This window comes from Acetobacteraceae bacterium (assembly GCA_004843345.1).
GTDB lineage: Bacteria > Pseudomonadota > Alphaproteobacteria > Acetobacterales > Acetobacteraceae.
In genome coordinates this window covers 1791388-1808801 of record CP039460.1, presented here as the reverse complement: position 1 = coordinate 1808801, position 17414 = coordinate 1791388, and the positions used below count along the sequence as shown (strand labels likewise).

Genomic DNA, 17414 nt, shown 5'->3' with positions numbered 1-17414 from the left:
TCTTTATCCAGGTGTTCCAATAAGCTGGAGGCACATCTTACGCCGCATAGCGCCCTGCCAATCCTGCCACTGATCGGCATCAATCTTACCTGACTGATAAGCTTGCCAACCCTGCATAAAGGTCGCTGTCAAAACCGTAAAATAAGCATTTATAACATCTAAGCCCTGCTGATTTTCAGGCAAAGGCAAATCAGCATTTTCTGCAAGCCAAAGCGCAAGAGGTTCTCCATTCCAAGAGGGCATCAAAATAAAATCTGGATTTTCCCCACGAAAAATCTGCGAAATCTCTTGAACAGAATCTGTTACAAATTTCTGCGCAACCTCTCCAGCAACACCTTCTTTTTGCCACTTCTCAAGTTTTGCTTCAATTTTTTTGAAAAATGCCATCAGGATCTCATCAATAAAATGGGTATTTCCTAAATAGGCTCGTGACTGGTTTTCTGCTTCTGATGCATTTTCTGGCATGAATTCTTCTATTCCTCTTTTTTCAAGTCTAAAATGCACTTATTTCGTGACGTTCAAGGCCGCTGGCAAAGACTTCCAATATGGATATTCGTAAATATTATTCCATATAATTTTCAATTTTTTACGCCTAGCCTCAGGAGAAAGCTCCTTCCAGCCTTCCTCTATACAAAATTGGGAAAGTCCTCCTTCTGGATAAAGAAAATCTTTATCATGTAAGAGAGATAATAGCGGTAAAAGCTGCCCTTTAACACGTGAGCCATCTTTCAAAACAGGCATCGAAAAAATTTGTTTCAAAAGCCAAAGTGACTGTTTTGTGTCCTCTCGCTGCATCCAATCTTCTGCAAGATTTAATTTCTTAGCAACCGCCGTATCTAAGAGCGTCTTTCCCTCAACAGCAGCCTGCACCAGCATAGCCAAAAGCTTAGAGGCAAACTGCTCTGCTGTTTGATAAACTTCCTCATTTTCTGAATCTGGTAACAGCGCATGGTGACGGAAAAAAGCACCGCTACTTGGCCATAACAAAGGTGGAAATAATCCAGGGGTAAGCTCACTCCGTCCTTTACCAACCCTTTTTACAGCGCCAACTTTTTCAGCAACTTCAAGTGCTTCTTTGGGCGTTCGGTCACTGCACTCCTCTTCCAAAGTATTTTCCATTTCAGAAAACACCTTCTCCCTTAAAACAGACTGACCTGGCAGAGAGGCCCCAAGCGTTTTAAGGGATCGAAGAACAATTGAAGATAAATCCTCACCTGGCAGTTCAACAACAGACATTAAAAACGCTTCCCCCTAAAAAATAAACTCTTATCTGACTGACATGCTTCTCAGCATCCTCATCTCAAATACGGGTAAAGTTTAAGCGAATTCTTATAAGTTGTCTTCCCCTTTTAAACGTAAAAATTTATTCTAATGCCATGCATGCTGAAAAGTTTTATGCTCATTGAGAGCTCAAAAACTTTCTAAAACAAGATAAACGAATGATAAAACCAGTGCCTTTAGAAAAAAAAATTGAAACTTCTTCCCACCTTGAAAAACGAAGTGTTTCTTTGAGTGGGCATGCAACTTCCATTGCCCTTGAGAAAGAATTCTGGGACACACTTGAAATGGTGGCAAAACGTCAAAACATTGCTTTATCTAAATTTATTAACCAGATTGACTCTTTTCAAAGAAAAGGGCGTCCACTCGCCTCTACTTTACGCTTGAAAGCTTTAGAGGAGGCCTTTTCACTACCCACCCAAGACAAACCCTTTCTTTGACCACGCACTTCGCAGTTAAGGACTAACTTTCAAAGGAAAAACAAACTTATGCGCATGTGGGGAAAGCTTTTTGGAACAGCAGCAGGTATTGCCACAGGAGGTCCTGTTGGTGGCATTATCGGCTTTATTTTAGGTGCGAAAGCAGACAATAACAGCCTGTTATCTTCTCCGGCAGGATGGGGGAAGCATTTCCCTTCTCAAGGAAAAGCCGACCCACAAGGCGCTGCCTTTTTTACAGCCGTAAAAGTTTCCGCCTTACTTGGGAAAAAAGAGCAGCTTCTTGGCTTAGCCAGCCTTATTTTAGGGGCAAAAATTGCCAAAATAGATGGCCCCGTCAATCAAGCTGAAATTGACTCATTTAAAAGTGCCGTAAGAGTGCCTGATGAAAATCTTTCAGCAATTGGAAAAGCTTTTGACAAGGCACGGGAACGTACAGATGATTTCGAACGTTATGCTATTGAAATTGGACGTCCTTTCCAAGACAATCCCCAACCCTTAGAGCCTGTTCTGCATCTCCTTTTTCAAATTGCCCGCGCAGACTTATTGACAGGACAGCCTCTCCACCCTGCCGAAGAAGCGTTTTTAAGGAAAGTGCATAAAGCCTTCCATCTTTCTCAAAGCGCATGGGAACGTGCCTCTATGGGGATTATGCCCCCAAATAGCTCAACATCAGATATCAGCGCTTATCGCATTCTTGGTGTCTCCCCAGATGCCGACTTAGAAACAATTCGCATTCGCTGGCGACTTCTCATGCGAAAATATCATCCAGACACGATTGAACAAAAGATCTTAACAAAAGAACAAGAAATGATTTTTAGAGAACGCGCACAGCGCATCAATAACGCTTGGGACCATATTAAAAAGGAACGCAATAACCATGCGCCTTAAACTTTTAGTAATTTTTATAGGCCTTCTTATAACCTGTATTTCTCTTCTGGCTTTAATGCCTTTTCTTCATTCCACAAACACCGTTCCTGCCTCAACCTCTTCAAACAAAACACAAGGAATTGTTTTTAAAAATCAATATGCACAGCTTTCCTTAGAGAAATCGTCTCCCCAAGACAAAGCGTGGTCCACTAATTTACGCATTGCCGCACCGCAATGTACGGGTGCATTGGCTCAAAAAGGAGACGGCGGCAATCCTGCGGAAACCACCCTTCTCTCTGGCACAATCGAAAATGGTATAATTGAGGTCTATCAATCTCCGACAATGGGCGAGGCCGCTTGTAAAATTGAATTAACAATCCAGAATGACGAAATTATCTCAGCTCAGCAAAAAGAAGGCGACTGTGACGCTTGGCATGGAAAATCCTGTTCTTTTTCGACAGCAACACTTGGTGGGATGAAGCGCTTAGCGCCTAATACCCCTTGACAGGGAAGAAAAGAATTCTTAGTTCGCCACATAGTAACCTCGCCTGAAATATTTAGATGGGGAACTTCTCCTTTCTCAAAAAGGAAAAAATTGCTAGGTATTTAAATTATGCAAAATTCTCCAGAAATTAATCCTAATCCATTAGAAACACATATTCATACGGTGCTTAAGACAGTCGGCCTCCTAGACTTCTGCGATCTAACAGGCTCATCTCTCCGAGATGGCAATCTTCATATTGCGCTCCAAGTTTTATCTGAAGACCTAGCAAAACTCCCAGCGCTACAAAAGAAAGCGCAAGACGAGCTTGCAGACTATCCTGGTATTTCCGGTGTTTCGATTTCTTTTACAAAAAAAACATCTGGTGCCCCTTCACAAAAGGGCAATTCCCAACATTTACATCAGGAAGTTCCTTCTTTCTCCGATGAAGGCAACAGCGGCGGCGGATGTGACAGTGGAGGATGCGGTTCTTGCAGCTCAAGTGGCGGATGTGGCAGCTCAAAACCCAAAGAGCCTGTTGAAATTTCTCAACTCTCTGGGATTAAATGCGCCATCACTGTTGGTTCTGGCAAAGGAGGCGTTGGAAAGTCAACGACAGCGATTAATCTAGCCTGCGCCCTTTCCAAGCTTGGCCTTAAAGTTGGCGTCCTTGATGCCGATATTTATGGACCATCACTCTCAAAAATGCTTGGGACAAAGGTAAAGGTCCCAGTCGTTGATGGGAAACCTCACCCTGTTGAGGCTCTTGGGCTTAAAACCATGTCTCTGTCCTATATGCTTGACGATAAACAGGCTGTTATCTGGCGTGGCCCTATGGTTATGGGGGCCTTAACCCAGTTTATGCAAGAAATTGAATGGGGAGAGCTAGACGTTCTCGTTATTGATATGCCACCAGGAACAGGCGATGCTCACCTCACGATCACGCAAAAACTTTCTGAGCTTTTGAAAAAAGGTGGATCTGTTTTAGTCAGCACGCCACAAGACATAGCCTTACTTGATACACGCCGTTCAGCAGAGCTTTATAATCAAGTCCATATTCCCTTACTTGGCCTTATCGAAAATATGAGCATTTTCCACTGTTCACATTGTGGTAAGGAAACAGATATTTTCGGGCAAGATGGTGCGAAAAAGGAAGCGAAATCTCTTGGCATTCCATTCTTGGGCGCTATTCCACTCTCCAAAGCTATTCGTGTAAAGTCCGATGATGGACAGCCTATCGTTCTTTCTGAGCCAGAAAGTCCAGAAGCCAAGGCCTATATGAAAATTGCAGAAGGCCTTGCAGAACACGTCAAAAAAGTAAAATAATGTCTAAAAGCCCGGTTTTTCCTTTAAGATTACTTTTTCTTTTGCCGGGCTTTTTTCTTTTTGCCTGTACAAACCAACCTGCGCATGTTGGCCTTTCAACAGATGGTTACGGGTTCGTCAAAAACTCTCCCCATGTGGCACCTCCTGAACATCTTACCAAAGGAGAAAGACTAAATATTCCAATGGGAGATCCTGCGCCATATTCACCGAATGTCCTTCTTGGCAGTCACTCTTAAAGATTTTTAAGGTTATATATCATGTCTCTTTTAAAAAGAGAGGAAGAAGCTTTTTCCTATCTCTATCAAAAAAATCTTAACCTAAAAAACTCTGATGAGAATGATCTCAGAAAAGAACTCATTCAGGTTTTAAAAGAGAGTCCTTTTACGCATCCTGATTCCAAAACCTACATTGCAGGTAGTTTTGTTTTTGAGTTGACAAGACAAACACAAGAAGAAGTTAACCGAAAATCTCTTGAAAAAGTCTGGAAAGAGTTATTTGGTAAATCCATTCAGGGAGAAGCTATTTTTCCAGCTTGCTTCAACCTCAATAATTCGAAAGCTGCTGAAAGCATTCTTCAGGCTGCTGGACGTTACCTTCTGCATTTTAAGGCGAGCCTAAAGCGAAAAACAAATCCTAGCTCTTTGCTTTCAGTTAATCGCTTTATTAAATTTGTGGCTCAAAATTTACCAAAGCTACCTGAAGCAAAGAAATAGATTTTAAGTAACGTGACGCCAGTTAATTTGGACGTGTCATCGTCAAAAGCAAAATCCCAAAAGCAATAAAAACGATCCCTGTTAACCGGTCAAAGTTTTTAATCACAGTAGGTTTTCCTAGAATAGACCTCAAAGGAATTCCTCCTGCGACTAAAGCGCCAAACCATAAAGCGGCAAGCACCATTTGAATAACCGTTTCTAACAAGACAAACTGCGCAACGGGATAATGCGGCGGAACAAATTGAGGAAACAAAGCCAAAACAACCAAGGCAAATCCCGGATTGCATAAGGTTGTCGTTAAGCCATTTCTAATCGCTTTTAGAATAAAAATTTTATCATTTACCCCAACCTCTTTCGGATCAAAAAGAGAGGTGTGCGGTTTCCTCAGTAAATTAAACCCAAGATAAATCAGAAATAAAGCGCCAACCATTTTTAAAAGAAAAAATCCAAACGGAGAGCCTGCTAAAAGAGCCGTCAATCCGAAGGCTGCTGCACTTCCCCAAAAAGCAACCGCAATACAAATCCCTAAAACAACCCCAAAACCAGCCCGATGCCCCTCAGAAATCGAAGTTCTAAGCACCAAAGCTGTCTCTAGGCCAGGTGTCATCATCAGAGGTCCTGCTGTTAAGATAAAGGCGAATAAGGACGAAAACATGTCACTTCTTTCAGTCAAAATAAATTAGTTAGGCACGCCTCAGTGCAAGACTCACTTCTACAGCATGCGTATCGCAAGATAAGGACATTTTTGACTTGTTCTGTTTTGGGAAAAAGATATTTGTCGAAACCTTTCCACCAACAAGACAAAAAACTTCTACGGAAAAGGAATCTACAAAAAAAGCTAATTTAAAAACGCCTTTTTCCTCTTTTAAAGGCAGAGACTGTTTTGTTTTCCAAAGACCTATGACCTCTTCACTTATTTCCTTTGAAAAAGACATAGAAGCTTTTTTACGAGAAATCTGGCAAAGATTTTCGTGCGGAAAAATTTCAAAAACCATAGCTTGCTCTCTTTTCTGAGAGTTTTCCTCAAATGAAAAGGTGATTTTCTCAGGCCACTCACTTTCTGAACGCTTCAAGTCCATTTCAAGCTTATAAGCTCGCCCTGGCTTTACCTGAGCAAAATCAAATATTTCCTCTGGTGTTATAATTTGTGTCGGAAAATCTATTTCTACAGGGAAAACATCATCCTGATTTTTAAGAGGATAGGTTTGAATCTCATACGTTTCTTTTTGGAGGCGAACTTCCCGAAGCAAGGTTTCAGCATTAAAAAAACCTTTAAACGGCATATACTGAACATAACTCCAATTCCCCATCCAGCCTTGCAAGAAAACTTGGCCAGAGACTGGATCTACAGAGCAATTCGGCGCAAAAATATCACATCCAAAATCTAAACATTGAGGTGCAGAAAGTTCCCTAAAAATTTTTCCGTCCCAATCTCCCACAACCGCCAAAACCCGACCAGATGCTACAAGATGATCTGCGTAACATAAAATATATTTGGGCTTAGCCTCACCTTCCACGAAAATAGGGGTAAAGGAAGGTGATTCAAGAGCGCCATTAACTTCTACAACATGGTTTGGTGCAACCCAAAGAGAAACACGTTCCCATTTTTTTGTATCTAGGGAAGCATAAAAAGCCATGCCATAAGAAAGGCTAATCACGGCGACCCATTGCTGTCCATCCCAATGAATTCGAAAATCTCTTAAGGCTTCTCCCACTTTTTTTTGTGTCTGCGGCTGTTCAAAAACGACACTGTCGAAGATGGGCTCATTTCCGAAGCTTTCAGCCCAATAACGTAGAACTTTTTGCCCTTGCGAGGTTTCTGCCGTCACAAAATAAAGAACAGCACCATGACCAAAACCAGCACTATTATGCCAATCTCGAAGGACGGTTCCTCCAAAAAAACCAATAATATCCTCACGATAGGGAAAAATTGTTTTTCCACAGGGAATCCATGAAATCCCATTATTAAAAGAGATATTTTGAACCCATCCAGAAATACATTCCCTTTCTGAAGGATCACATAAACGAGCAACCTGCCAAGAGCGCAAAATATTCTTTTTTTCATCAAAAAGAATATTTTGAGGCTCATTCATCCATAAAGGGTTGCATGAACTGGGCAAAGAGGTTGCGTGATAAAAAGGATAATAGGAAGAGACGGCAAGCCCTGTTCTTAAATTCTCTAAGAAATAAAGAGATTCACCTATTTTCATTCCTCAACCTCCAAGGAGATAGAAAGGATTTCCGGACTAAACTCTCCTGTCAAACTCGCCTGCCATTCCCTTTTCTGAATAGATAAAATTTCACTTGCCTGAATCAGATAAATATCCTCAACATCAACCATTATAGCTTATCATCCTAATTTTAACTTTTAAGGTGGGCTTTTATTGCTAAAAAAATCACTGCGAACTCTGGATTTGATTTTGTAAAAAATCCAAATGTTCTCTCAAATTCTCTGTTGATTCCAAAAGATCCTTCCAAGACTGGGCTATTTTTGCTCGACCCTCTGCAACCGATTCAGCTTCTTGCGTCGTTCTTCCAGGGACTTCATAATCACGCCCAAAATAAATAGCAGCAGATTTTGCGCTCTCCGCAGACATTAACTCCTGTCCGACAAAGCGATAAGGACTATCTTTATCTGTTAAATCTTGCTGTATAAATTCAGCCTGCTGCTTCCATGATGCCTCGTGTGGTAAAACACCATATTTTTCAACAAAATTTTTTCGGCGTCCTCCCAACCACTGCGCTAATCCTGAAGCCCCATTCACAGCATTCACCTCAGTTGGATCTAAAGAACATTCAAAATAAAGATTGGTTATAATGCCAATAATGGCATTTTCTGGCCAACCTTTTTCCTCATAAAAATGAAATAAATTCTCTGCCATATTGAGCTGATCGGATGTCAATTTCAAACTGTTGGAAGAGACAGCAAAAACAGGCAAAGGCAGATACAACGCAGCCCCTAGCAGAAATGCTCCAAGTGGTATACGAAAGAAAAACGAACCCTTTTTCAAAAAAAATCCTTTTTCTGACAACTTAAAGTGAGGAGAAGATCACTTTCTAGCACGGTTTACAAGCAAAACCAGACTTTGAATGATCGCTTCTTGGATAACAGCAAAGCTAAGTTTACTTTCCCCAGCCAAACGATCTTTAAAAACAAAAGGCAATTCTCGAATAGTTAAGTTCGATGGTGATTTTGCCAAAAATTCAAAAAGAATTTTGAATCCCTTTGTCCTCATCGTTGGAATAAGTTCTTCAATCAGCTCACGCCGAACGGCGAAAAAACCGCTCATTGGATCGCTGCAAGATTTACCCGAAATTTTTTGGGCTACTTTTGTGCCAAGTTTTGAAAGCCATTCTCTATATTTTCCAGAAAGACCATCCGCTGCCCCCCCTTGCGCATAACGTGTGCCAACCACAAGATCAGCCCCATCCACAAGCATATCTAACATACGTGGGAGCAATGTTTCATCATGCTGTCCATCGCCATCCATAACGGCAACAAAATGTGCTGAAGAGGATAAAATTCCTTCCATCACAGCAGAGGTCAATCCCCGGCGTCCAATACGGCGAATGACCCTTAACCGTATATCTTCTTGCGCAATTGTACGGGCTATTCTTGAGGTGCCATCGGGAGAATTATCATCGACTAAAATCATCTCCCATTCCCCCTCTCTCCCTTCCCAAGCACGGCAGAGAGATTGAAAGACACGTTCAACATTTCCAGCTTCATTATAGGCCGGAACAACAATACTGAGGAGTGCTGGCGAATTATTCAATGGGAGAAACCTCTAATATCTAACGTATCCAAGCCTAATATATAGAAACAATTGATAGCATTAGGCCACTTAATAACAATAAAGCACTTTTAAGAAAAACAATCTAGTAACTTAAAAGGCACTCGAGTATCGAGGCGCCCCCTCTTCTTTCTCGGCTTGCAAATATGTATCAAAAACGGCAGCGACATTTCGAATAAAAGGACGTCCTTTTTCCAAAACAGAAATAGACCTTCCATCAATTGTAACCAAATCATCCCGAACCATAGGCTCAAGCTTTTGAAGTTCCTGCGCAAATGTTTTTGTCTTATCAAACATATCTAGATTCACAGCCAAATCACACATCAAACGTTCAATAATGCGCGCGCGCAACAAATCCTCACCCTTTCGGGAAACATCTCGATAAGCAGGCAATCCTGAGTTCGCCATCGCTTTTTTATAAGCGGCGGCAGTCGGGGCATTCTGACTTAATCCACTTGGAAATTCAGAAATTGCTGAAGCACCCATTCCAATCAAAACACCAGAATTATCTGTTGTGTAACCCTGAAAATTTCGACGCAGCGTACCAGCCTCTGCAGCTTTAGCCATCGTATCTTCTTTGCGCACATAATGATCTAAACCTACTGCGATATACCCAGCATCCCGCAAAGTTTTATCAATTGCCTGCCTTTGCCTTAAACGCTCCAAAAGGCCTGGCAACTCCTTTTCTGGCAGTAATTGCTGACGCTTCTGCTTCCAAGGCACATGCGCATAGCCAAAAACGGCCAAACGTTCTGGTTTTAACTTGGCAATCACTTGAGCCGTATGTGTCACACTTTCTGTCGTTTGACGTGGCAAACCGTAAATCAAATCGATATTGATAGATTTAATCCCAGCCTCGCGCATCTGTGAGACACAATCATTTGTTTGCTTTTGACTCTGAATGCGTCCGCATGCCTGCTGAACGCTTGGATCAATATCCTGAACGCCAAGACTAACACGGTTAAAACCGCTTTCTTTCAAATAAGTGGCACACCCTTCTGGAATATTCCGAGGGTCAAGCTCAATAGAAATTTCTGCATCCTCAGCAATTTTAAAATGCTGACTGACTTTTTCCATAACAAGCGCCAGAGATTCTTTTGAAAGAGTTGTTGGTGTCCCGCCGCCCCAATGAAGATGGGTGACAATATGCCCTTTTCCTGCAAGGCTTGCGACACGTCCCAGCTCTTCCACCAATAAATTTGCATAAGCCTCTCTTGTCTCTGCATGACGCACGACAGATGTATTGCAGGCGCAAAAACTGCAAAGCTCATCGCAAAAGGGTACGTGAAAATAAAGAGAAAGAGGCTCATCTTTAGGAAGCGCCTCAATCCACGCTTCAATATGGTTACGTTCGCCGACAGGGACAAACTGCGCTGCTGTTGGATAGCTTGTGTAACGTGGAATCAAGCCACCATAACGTTTTAAAAGTGCTGCAATTTCTTCTCTTTGCGCCTCATGCCCATTCAAAAGCTTCTCTTTTGGCATTTAAATCCCCCTTTATTTCAATGCCCGTCATTATAAAGCAAGCGAGGACAATTCGCATTATATTGTTTCAAGCAAGCTTCATTCTCTTTTTCCCGCTGCGCAATAAAAGCCTCTGCGCGCTCTTTACATGCAGGAAGCTCTTTTTTGAGCTTATGCGCCTTAATGGAAGCTAAAACTGCTGTAATTGGCAATGAAAAAACATTATCGATATCTAACGTCCCAAGCGCAAGCGGATCACTCCCATCCATCAAATTTCCAAACTCAATGCCATGGGGCACTTGGCACGGATAGGGTGTATCTTCGTAAATCAATGTTGTTTTTGGACGGAAAATATTGGTCGTACAGCCAGACATTGTAAAAGCCAGAAGCACGCCTGCCCCAATCGTCTTTAAATGTCTCTTCATGCTTGCCTAACTCTTGCTCAACATTGGGCAAAATGGAGCGGATGAGGGGAATCGAACCCCCGTATGCAGCTTGGGAAGCTACCGTTCTACCATTGAACTACATCCGCACAATCCAGCGACTAAAAAACTCTAAGGAATTTCTAGTTTGAGCCAATTTATTAAAAAAAGCAGAATAGCTCAAGAGTTCTTATTTAAATTAAAAAGAATTATAATTCCTAAACATTCTACGCTGTACACGTTATATAAACGCATTCAAAGAATCTCGATAGATATTTAGGAAAAATTAATGCCATCGCTGTTCCCAAAGCTTCCTCACAAGCCTTATGTTGCTGCAATCCTTTTGGGAGGGGGGACAGGAAAACGCTTTAAAGAAAGTTTAAAATCTCCCCGAAACGAACAGGAGGCAGAGCTTCCAAAACAATATCTTTCTCTTAATGGGAAACCTATTATCGCCCATGCCGCGGACGCACTTTTGCCTTATGTTGATATTTTACAGCCTGTTGGAGATACCGAGAGACTAGATCATATTTTCCAAAATAATCCCAAAATTCTCTCCTCTGTTGTCGGTGGAAAAGAACGTCAGGACAGTGTCAGGAACGGCCTTGAAGCGCTTGCAAAGCTTTCCCCTTCTCCCGATATCGTTTTAGTTCATGATGGCGCCAGACCTCTTGTGCCAGCTTCTTCTATTCACAATGTTCTTGACGCATTGAGCGATTTTACAGGGGCTATCCCAGCTAGAAAAGTGACCGATACCATCAAAAAAGTTGAAAAAGAAATTATTTTATCAACCGTAGAAAGAGACAATCTTAGGCGTGCCCAAACCCCTCAAGGCTTCCATTTTAAACTTTTCCTTGATCTCCACCGTCAACAAAAAGAAAATAAATGTACAGATGACATTGCATTGCTTGAAGCTGCCGGTTTTAAAACTGTTGTTGTTGAAGGAAGCGAACGCAATATCAAAGTTACCGTTGAAGAGGATTTGAATTTTTTAAAAACAATGTTTAAAGCCTCCTCCCCGCTCTCAACTTTGGTTCCTCATATTGGCAACGGATACGATGTTCATGCCTTCGAATCTGGACGTCCCCTGATCCTCGCTGGTATTCAAATTCCCCATTCTCACGGACTGGCTGGCCATTCTGATGCGGATGTTGTTCTACATGCCCTATGCGATGCAATTTATGGCGCAATGAATGAAGGAGATATCGGCCGTCACTTTCCGCCATCAGATAACCAGTGGAAATCCGCCGACTCTCGGCAATTTTTGGAGCATGCCACGCATCTTTTACACCAACGTCAAGGGCGACTAATCAATGCAGATATTACGCTTATCTGTGAAGCTCCTAAAATCAGTCCTCATGCACAAAAAATGATGCATAAAATCGCTGAAATTATGGATGTATCGCCTAAAAGGATTTCGCTCAAAGCCACAACGACAGAAAAGCTAGGCTTTACAGGCAGAAAAGAAGGTATTGCCGCTTTCGCAACCGTCTCTATTCTTCTTCCAGACAGCGACGAAAAATAAGAAAAGAAAACAGGGCGTTCTGAATGATCAAAAACGCCCTGTTTGAAAAACTTAAAGTCCTAAGATACGAAGGATTCCACCAGCAACTTTTTCACCTTTGCTGCCACCATCGGCTTCTTTAGGCTCTGGCCCTGCGATCCCCATTCGTGCTGTTGCAAGAAGCGACTTACAATTATCGTTGCCGCTTCCGCCACCTAACTGAATTCCAAGATCGCCTGTATTAGCATGAAGCGCAACACTCTGAAGCTCTCCGAAATGTCCACTAATTTCGAGGGGTGAGTTAATCATTTCGCCTGCATAGCTCATCTGAGGATTCAAACGGAGGTCCATCTTCTGTTCAATAGGCGAAACCCAACCATTTCCAGTAAGACTTAAATGGTTTGCCTCAAATCCAAAAGCTGAAATATCCCCACGCCCATTATTAAAGCTCGCAGACGCCGCTGCGCACCGAAGAGGTATATCCTCGCTTGCAAGCTTAAAGATCGCTTTTAAAGGTCCTGCCAAATCAACCAGCGCTTTACGCTTTAAAGAACTGTTGACACTGGAAGCTCCTAGTTTACCACTCAATGTTGCGAGTATACCATTAAGATCACGTCCATTTCCTTCCAAATTCCCAACAAGTTGGGAAGAACCTGAAAGCATAACAGGCGCACCAACTGTCTCAAAGATAAGCTGAGATGGCACGATAATTGGATTAGCCTGTAGGGCAAAATGATAGGAATCCCCTTGATGTGTAACCGCTAAGCTTCCAGAAAGAGGTTGATTATCTCCTGTTCCCTTTTGAATTTCAAAATTGGTTTGGTGATTATAAGAGCGCAAATGTGTCATAAGGTCATGATAAATCACATCATCCAACGAAAAATCTTTTGCTGCAATGGTAATATCCGCCGTCGTGGCCGAAGCATTCGAAATCGCACTCTCTCTTGCTTGCTCTATGAAATCCCGGGTTGCTTCTTCCGAATTTTTGGGCTGAATTTTTTTGGCAATCTTATTCCCTAAATTACTTAATTTTCCAGAAATAAGATGTGCTTGCCCAATTCTAACATCTCCGCCAAGTTTCCATAATTGAGAACCTGTTTCAGGACCGGCTTCCAAATCTGCTTGGAAGCTTAGTTCATCACTCGATAAAGAGCCATTATGAACAAAGGCCTTCCATTTCTGATTCTCTGAAGAATGCGTAAAATGAAACTCACCTGACATTGAAACAGCATGTAAAATAGAAAGCTCACGCCCAACATCATCCGCCAAAGACCAGCCACTCCCGAGTGGAACAACAGGCAAGCTTGGCGCAACACCTGATAATGATCCTGAAATATCGGTTGGAGAGACCGTTCCAGATAAATGGAAACCTGCTGGAATTTCCTTATCTCCCCCTTGCCCTTCATGTGAAGAAACTGTTTTCATTGATCCCGGCTTGACAGAAAGCTCATACAAATTTTCACTTTTAAGAGGGATTGTTGAGAAAAGGCCAGACGGCAAGCCAAGATGCAATTGCCAACTCCCCCCTCTTCCAACAGTTTCAGAATCAATCGAAACAGAAGGCTGACCTTCATCTAAACGGAATTTCATATTGCTAAGACGCACATTTTTCAAAACAGAGCTGGAAGCTGTTTTTCTAACAGCCTCGCCCGCATCCTGTGATAGACGATCTGCCATTTCTGCCAAAAGAGAAATTTTAGAATGCGCAATACCAAGATCTGCCCAAGATAAGCTAATCTGGGGTCGGTCATCTGCCCGAATAAAATGAAAATTTGCTTGTCCTGAAATCCCTGTAACAGCAGGCAAATCCAAGGACGGCGAAATGAGCTGAAGCTCTTGGAGTGATTGCAAATCTGCACTCAATAAAAGATTGCTTTGCCCCCCGTCACCTAAGAAAGGAATACTGCCTTCAAGAGATAAATAATCTTCTTTTGCTCCAATCTTTGCTTCTTTTTGAGGGAAGGTAAACTTAATCGCAAAAGGCCATGGAGGCGATTTCCCTGGTTCAACATGTGCGGAAAGCAAATCAGGCAATGCGGAAAAAGCAGCAGAATGGCCTTCGACACCCCAAACTTCCCTTTTCCCTGGTTCAGAAGAAACCCGCATTGAAAAAGAAGGGTGATCAGAAGAAATGTTATTCAGTTGAAGGTCACGAATATAAACTTGTCCCGACAAAGGACCATCTTCTGGTCTTACTACGGCATTTTTCCACTTAATAAGACTTTCGTGAAGATCAATCTTACCAATCATCACTTTAGAATTTTTAAAAACAGAAGAGCTGATTAAAGATTGCGCATTCTGTTGATCTTGTCCCGTTGAGACAGATTCTTCTTCTGAAGGCATTTTATCTTTTACAACGGCTTTAATATGAAGAGGGTGTCCGTCATAAGCGATAACAGCATGGTCAAAACTCAGAGAATGAATATTCATTCCATGGCCTAATAGAGTCATGACAGACAATTTCGCATAGGTCTTTTCTGCATTTAGAAGAGGGATAGAGCCTGGAATTCCGCCTTCTAAATGATCAATCTCAATCGCAGGCCTTGGGAATAAGGTCATCTCAACATGCCCAGCATGCCACTCTAAACCTGTTGATTTTGTCAGAGAAGCTCGCAAACCGTCCCAAAGTCTTTCTGGACTAACGAGGCGTCCCCCTTCAACCCAAAGTCCTAAAAGAGACAAACCCAACAAACCAAATCCAATATATTTCCCTTTACGCACCTGCTATCCCCCTTATTTTTGTCTCTTCGGATTTGGTGTTTTTCCAGCTACAAAACCAAGCTGTTTAAATGTTTCAAGCATATGAGAGGGTAGTGGCGCTGTCACCTGTAGGCGCCCCCCTTTCGGATGCGGAAAATCCAAAAAACGCGCATGTAAATGAAGCTGATCTATAAAACCCTCTTGATGGGCTTTCTCACTACCATAACGCGGATCTCCCAAAATAGGTGTCTCTATGACCTCACAATGCACTCTTAACTGGTGTGTTCGCCCAGTCTCTGGTGAAAGCTCAAGCCAAGCGAATTTTTTTCCAGCAAAATCTAAAGTTTCATAAAAACTTATCGCAACCTGAGCGCCTTCTTCTTTTAATCGAACAGGCGCCATGACAGAAGCAGCACCTGCTCCAATTTTTGCCAAGGGCTGGCTAATTTTGCCCGCTGGTGTTTCTGGACGGCCTACAACAACGGCCCAATATTTTTTCGTGACCTGACGCTTGCGGAAAGATTCTGCCAAAAAAGCGGCGACACCTGGTGTTTTTGCAATCAGCAAAACGCCTGAAGTATCCTTATCTAAACGGTGGACAAGGCGTGGCCTAACGCCATCTTCGGAAACCATCGCATCGAGCATCAGATCAACATGTTCTTTCAACCCCATTCCCCCTTGCGTAGAAAGCCCTGAAGGCTTGTTCATGACCGCAAGATATTGATCCTCATAAATCATCAACTCCTTAGCGCGCTTTGCTAATTCAGGATCAATTTTCTTATTTTTTCCTTTGGAAACGGATTCTCTTTTAATTTTGGGAATTTTAATCTCATCTTCAGGTTGAAGACGCGTGTTCGTCTCAACTTTTTTCCCATTAACCCTGATGTCTCCTTTACGACAAAATTTCTGAATAGCGCCTTGTGGAAGATCTGGAAAATGGCGTCTAACCCAACGATCAAGACGAATGCCCTCTTCATCTTCAATAACTTTTTTTAATGTTGTTTCCATCATCCTTGATCTTACTTTCTTCCTTAGGAATTACTTTATTTTATCTGAATTCTTCTGTGATTGGTTTTGCAAAAAGACACGGCGCTCTTCTAAAATCTTCAAACGCTTATCGATTTCTACTTCATATCCCCGGGAAGATGGCTCATAAAAACGAACCCTTCCCATTTCTTTCGGGAAATAATCCTGACCTGAAAATGCCCCCTCTTGGTCATGATCATACTGGTATCCTTCCCCATATCCAACTTCGCGCATCAAAGAAGTTGGCGCATTTAAAATATGCGGCGGTGGCATCAGACTCCCTGTCTGCTTTGCAACCGCTCTTGCCTGTTTTAAAGCCTTATACACAGAATTTGACTTTGGTGCTGTTGCCAAATGGACAATTGCCTGCGCTAAGGCCAGCTCCCCTTCCGGACTGCCTAAACGCTCAAAAGCCTCTGCGGCCGCAATCACCAATGGAAGAGATCCTGGAGCAGCCTCTCCCACATCTTCACTGGCAATCACGACTAAACGACGTGCAATATAGCGTGGATCTTCTCCTCCCTCAATCATTCTTGCGTACCAATAGAGCGCCGCATCAGGATCAGAGCCTCGAATAGATTTATGAAAAGCTGAAATTAAATTATAATGCTCTTCACGGCTTTTATCATAACGCAATGCCCGCCTTGAAAGACGCTTTTCCAAAGCAGCAACATCAAAAATCTGATCTTTTGGAAAGAAAAACACTTGCTCTGCAAGATTTAAAAGATAGCGACCATCTCCGTCCGCCATTTCCACTAATCTTTTTCGAGCCTGATCATTTAAAGGTAAAGAACGCTCCAAAAGCTCTTCTGCACGCTCTAGCATTTTCAAAAGAGAATCTGTTTCTAAAGACTGAAGTACCAGAACCTGACAACGGGAAAGCAAAGCTGGATTTAAAGCAAAGGAAGGATTTTCTGTGGTTGCCCCAACAAGCGTAATGACCCCATTTTCAACATAAGGCAAAAAGCCATCCTGCTGCGCGCGGTTAAAACGATGAATTTCATCAACAAACAATAAGGTGCCTTTTGCAGCCTGATGTTCTGCTTGTGCAAACACTTTTTTTAAATCAGAAACACCTGAGAAAACGGCTGAAATCTGAATAAAATTTAACCCCATCTCTTCAGCCAAAAGACGTGCTAAAGTCGTTTTACCGCATCCAGGAGGCCCCCATAGAATCAAACTTGGAAGGAATTTTCCTTCCAACATGCGCCTTAGTCTTCCTTCCGCTCCTAAAAGCTCCTCTTGACCACAAATTTCATCTATTTTGCGAGGACGTAAGCGATCTGCTAAAGGCTGACGTCCACGAGAGACCGAAGACGTTTCTGAAGGTAATTCAAAAGAAGAACGAGAGTTTTTTTCAGCCTCTCCAAATAAATCATCCATTTCTTTCCCTCTTTCT

18 protein-coding genes and 1 tRNA gene are annotated in these 17414 nt (G+C 42.4%); 7 read left to right on the top strand and 12 right to left on the bottom strand.

Annotated elements, in window-relative coordinates; genetic code table 11:
* Positions 1-3: 3 nt before the first annotated feature.
* On the bottom strand, positions 4-465 hold the full coding sequence (locus tag FAI40_08835) for a hypothetical protein (GenBank protein ID QCE35424.1): 462 nt from the start codon (positions 463-465) through the stop codon (positions 4-6).
* Between the two features lie 39 nt (positions 466-504).
* The gene (locus FAI40_08830) at positions 505-1236 is read right to left on the bottom strand and encodes a hypothetical protein (GenBank protein QCE35423.1); all 732 of its coding nucleotides are present in this window, start codon (positions 1234-1236) and stop codon (positions 505-507) included.
* Positions 1237-1439: 203 nt separating this feature from the next.
* Between FAI40_08830 and FAI40_08825 the strand changes: the two genes are divergently transcribed.
* The 6 genes from FAI40_08825 (at position 1440) to FAI40_08800 (ending at position 5105) form a co-directional block, all read left to right on the top strand.
* A complete protein-coding gene (locus FAI40_08825; protein ID QCE35422.1) occupies positions 1440-1718 on the top strand; it encodes an aryl-sulfate sulfotransferase in 279 nt (92 codons plus the stop codon).
* Positions 1719-1766: 48 nt separating this feature from the next.
* Positions 1767-2606, top strand: coding sequence for a molecular chaperone DjlA (locus FAI40_08820; GenBank protein ID QCE35421.1), 840 nt, complete (start codon positions 1767-1769; stop codon positions 2604-2606).
* Positions 2596-3090 (top strand): hypothetical protein, encoded by a 495-nt coding sequence (locus FAI40_08815; protein ID QCE35420.1) that lies wholly within the window; start codon positions 2596-2598, stop codon positions 3088-3090. Before FAI40_08820 ends, FAI40_08815 begins: the two co-directional genes overlap by 11 nt.
* A gap of 108 nt (positions 3091-3198) precedes the next feature.
* Positions 3199-4392, top strand: coding sequence for an Mrp/NBP35 family ATP-binding protein (locus FAI40_08810; protein QCE35419.1), 1194 nt, complete (start codon positions 3199-3201; stop codon positions 4390-4392).
* Entirely contained in the window at positions 4392-4628 is a 237-nt protein-coding gene (locus tag FAI40_08805; GenBank protein ID QCE35418.1) for a hypothetical protein, read from the top strand. Before FAI40_08810 ends, FAI40_08805 begins: the two co-directional genes overlap by 1 nt.
* 21 nt (positions 4629-4649) lie before the next feature.
* On the top strand, positions 4650-5105 hold the full coding sequence (locus tag FAI40_08800) for a hypothetical protein (protein ID QCE35417.1): 456 nt from the start codon (positions 4650-4652) through the stop codon (positions 5103-5105).
* A 22-nt stretch (positions 5106-5127) separates the two neighbouring features.
* On the opposite strand, the gene FAI40_08795 is transcribed toward FAI40_08800, so the two are convergent.
* The 7 genes from FAI40_08795 to FAI40_08765 all read right to left on the bottom strand — a co-directional run bounded on the left by FAI40_08795 (position 5128) and on the right by FAI40_08765 (position 10895).
* On the bottom strand, positions 5128-5760 hold the full coding sequence (locus FAI40_08795; GenBank protein QCE35416.1) for a LysE family translocator: 633 nt from the start codon (positions 5758-5760) through the stop codon (positions 5128-5130).
* A gap of 28 nt (positions 5761-5788) precedes the next feature.
* Positions 5789-7315, bottom strand: coding sequence for a glycoside hydrolase family 32 protein (locus FAI40_08790; protein QCE35415.1), 1527 nt, complete (start codon positions 7313-7315; stop codon positions 5789-5791).
* 186 nt (positions 7316-7501) lie between these two features.
* Positions 7502-8116: a hypothetical protein gene (locus tag FAI40_08785; protein QCE35414.1), complete on the bottom strand. Its 615-nt coding sequence runs from the start codon at positions 8114-8116 to the stop codon at positions 7502-7504.
* A gap of 39 nt (positions 8117-8155) precedes the next feature.
* Positions 8156-8881, bottom strand: a complete 726-nt coding sequence (locus tag FAI40_08780) for a polyprenol monophosphomannose synthase (protein ID QCE35413.1) — start codon at positions 8879-8881, stop codon at positions 8156-8158.
* 111 nt (positions 8882-8992) lie between these two features.
* Positions 8993-10384, bottom strand: coding sequence for an oxygen-independent coproporphyrinogen III oxidase (hemN, locus tag FAI40_08775; protein ID QCE35412.1), 1392 nt, complete (start codon positions 10382-10384; stop codon positions 8993-8995).
* A 17-nt stretch (positions 10385-10401) separates the two neighbouring features.
* The gene (locus FAI40_08770) at positions 10402-10788 is read right to left on the bottom strand and encodes a hypothetical protein (protein QCE35411.1); all 387 of its coding nucleotides are present in this window, start codon (positions 10786-10788) and stop codon (positions 10402-10404) included.
* Between the two features lie 33 nt (positions 10789-10821).
* Positions 10822-10895, bottom strand: a tRNA-Gly gene (locus FAI40_08765).
* A gap of 179 nt (positions 10896-11074) precedes the next feature.
* On the opposite strand from FAI40_08765, the gene FAI40_08760 reads away from it, so the two are divergent.
* Positions 11075-12310, top strand: coding sequence for a 2-C-methyl-D-erythritol 2,4-cyclodiphosphate synthase (locus FAI40_08760; GenBank protein ID QCE35410.1), 1236 nt, complete (start codon positions 11075-11077; stop codon positions 12308-12310).
* A 51-nt stretch (positions 12311-12361) separates the two neighbouring features.
* Here the strand turns inward: FAI40_08760 and FAI40_08755 are convergent, their stop codons facing one another.
* Genes FAI40_08755 through FAI40_08745 form a run of 3 tightly spaced genes read right to left on the bottom strand, consistent with a single transcriptional unit; the run spans position 12362 to position 17398 of the window.
* Complete coding sequence (locus FAI40_08755; GenBank protein ID QCE35409.1) at positions 12362-15010, bottom strand: hypothetical protein; 2649 nt, start codon at positions 15008-15010, stop codon at positions 12362-12364.
* A 12-nt stretch (positions 15011-15022) separates the two neighbouring features.
* Positions 15023-15997, bottom strand: a complete 975-nt coding sequence (locus FAI40_08750; protein QCE35800.1) for an RluA family pseudouridine synthase — start codon at positions 15995-15997, stop codon at positions 15023-15025.
* A 30-nt stretch (positions 15998-16027) separates the two neighbouring features.
* A complete protein-coding gene (locus FAI40_08745; protein QCE35408.1) occupies positions 16028-17398 on the bottom strand; it encodes a replication-associated recombination protein A in 1371 nt (456 codons plus the stop codon).
* Positions 17399-17414 lie beyond the last annotated feature (16 nt).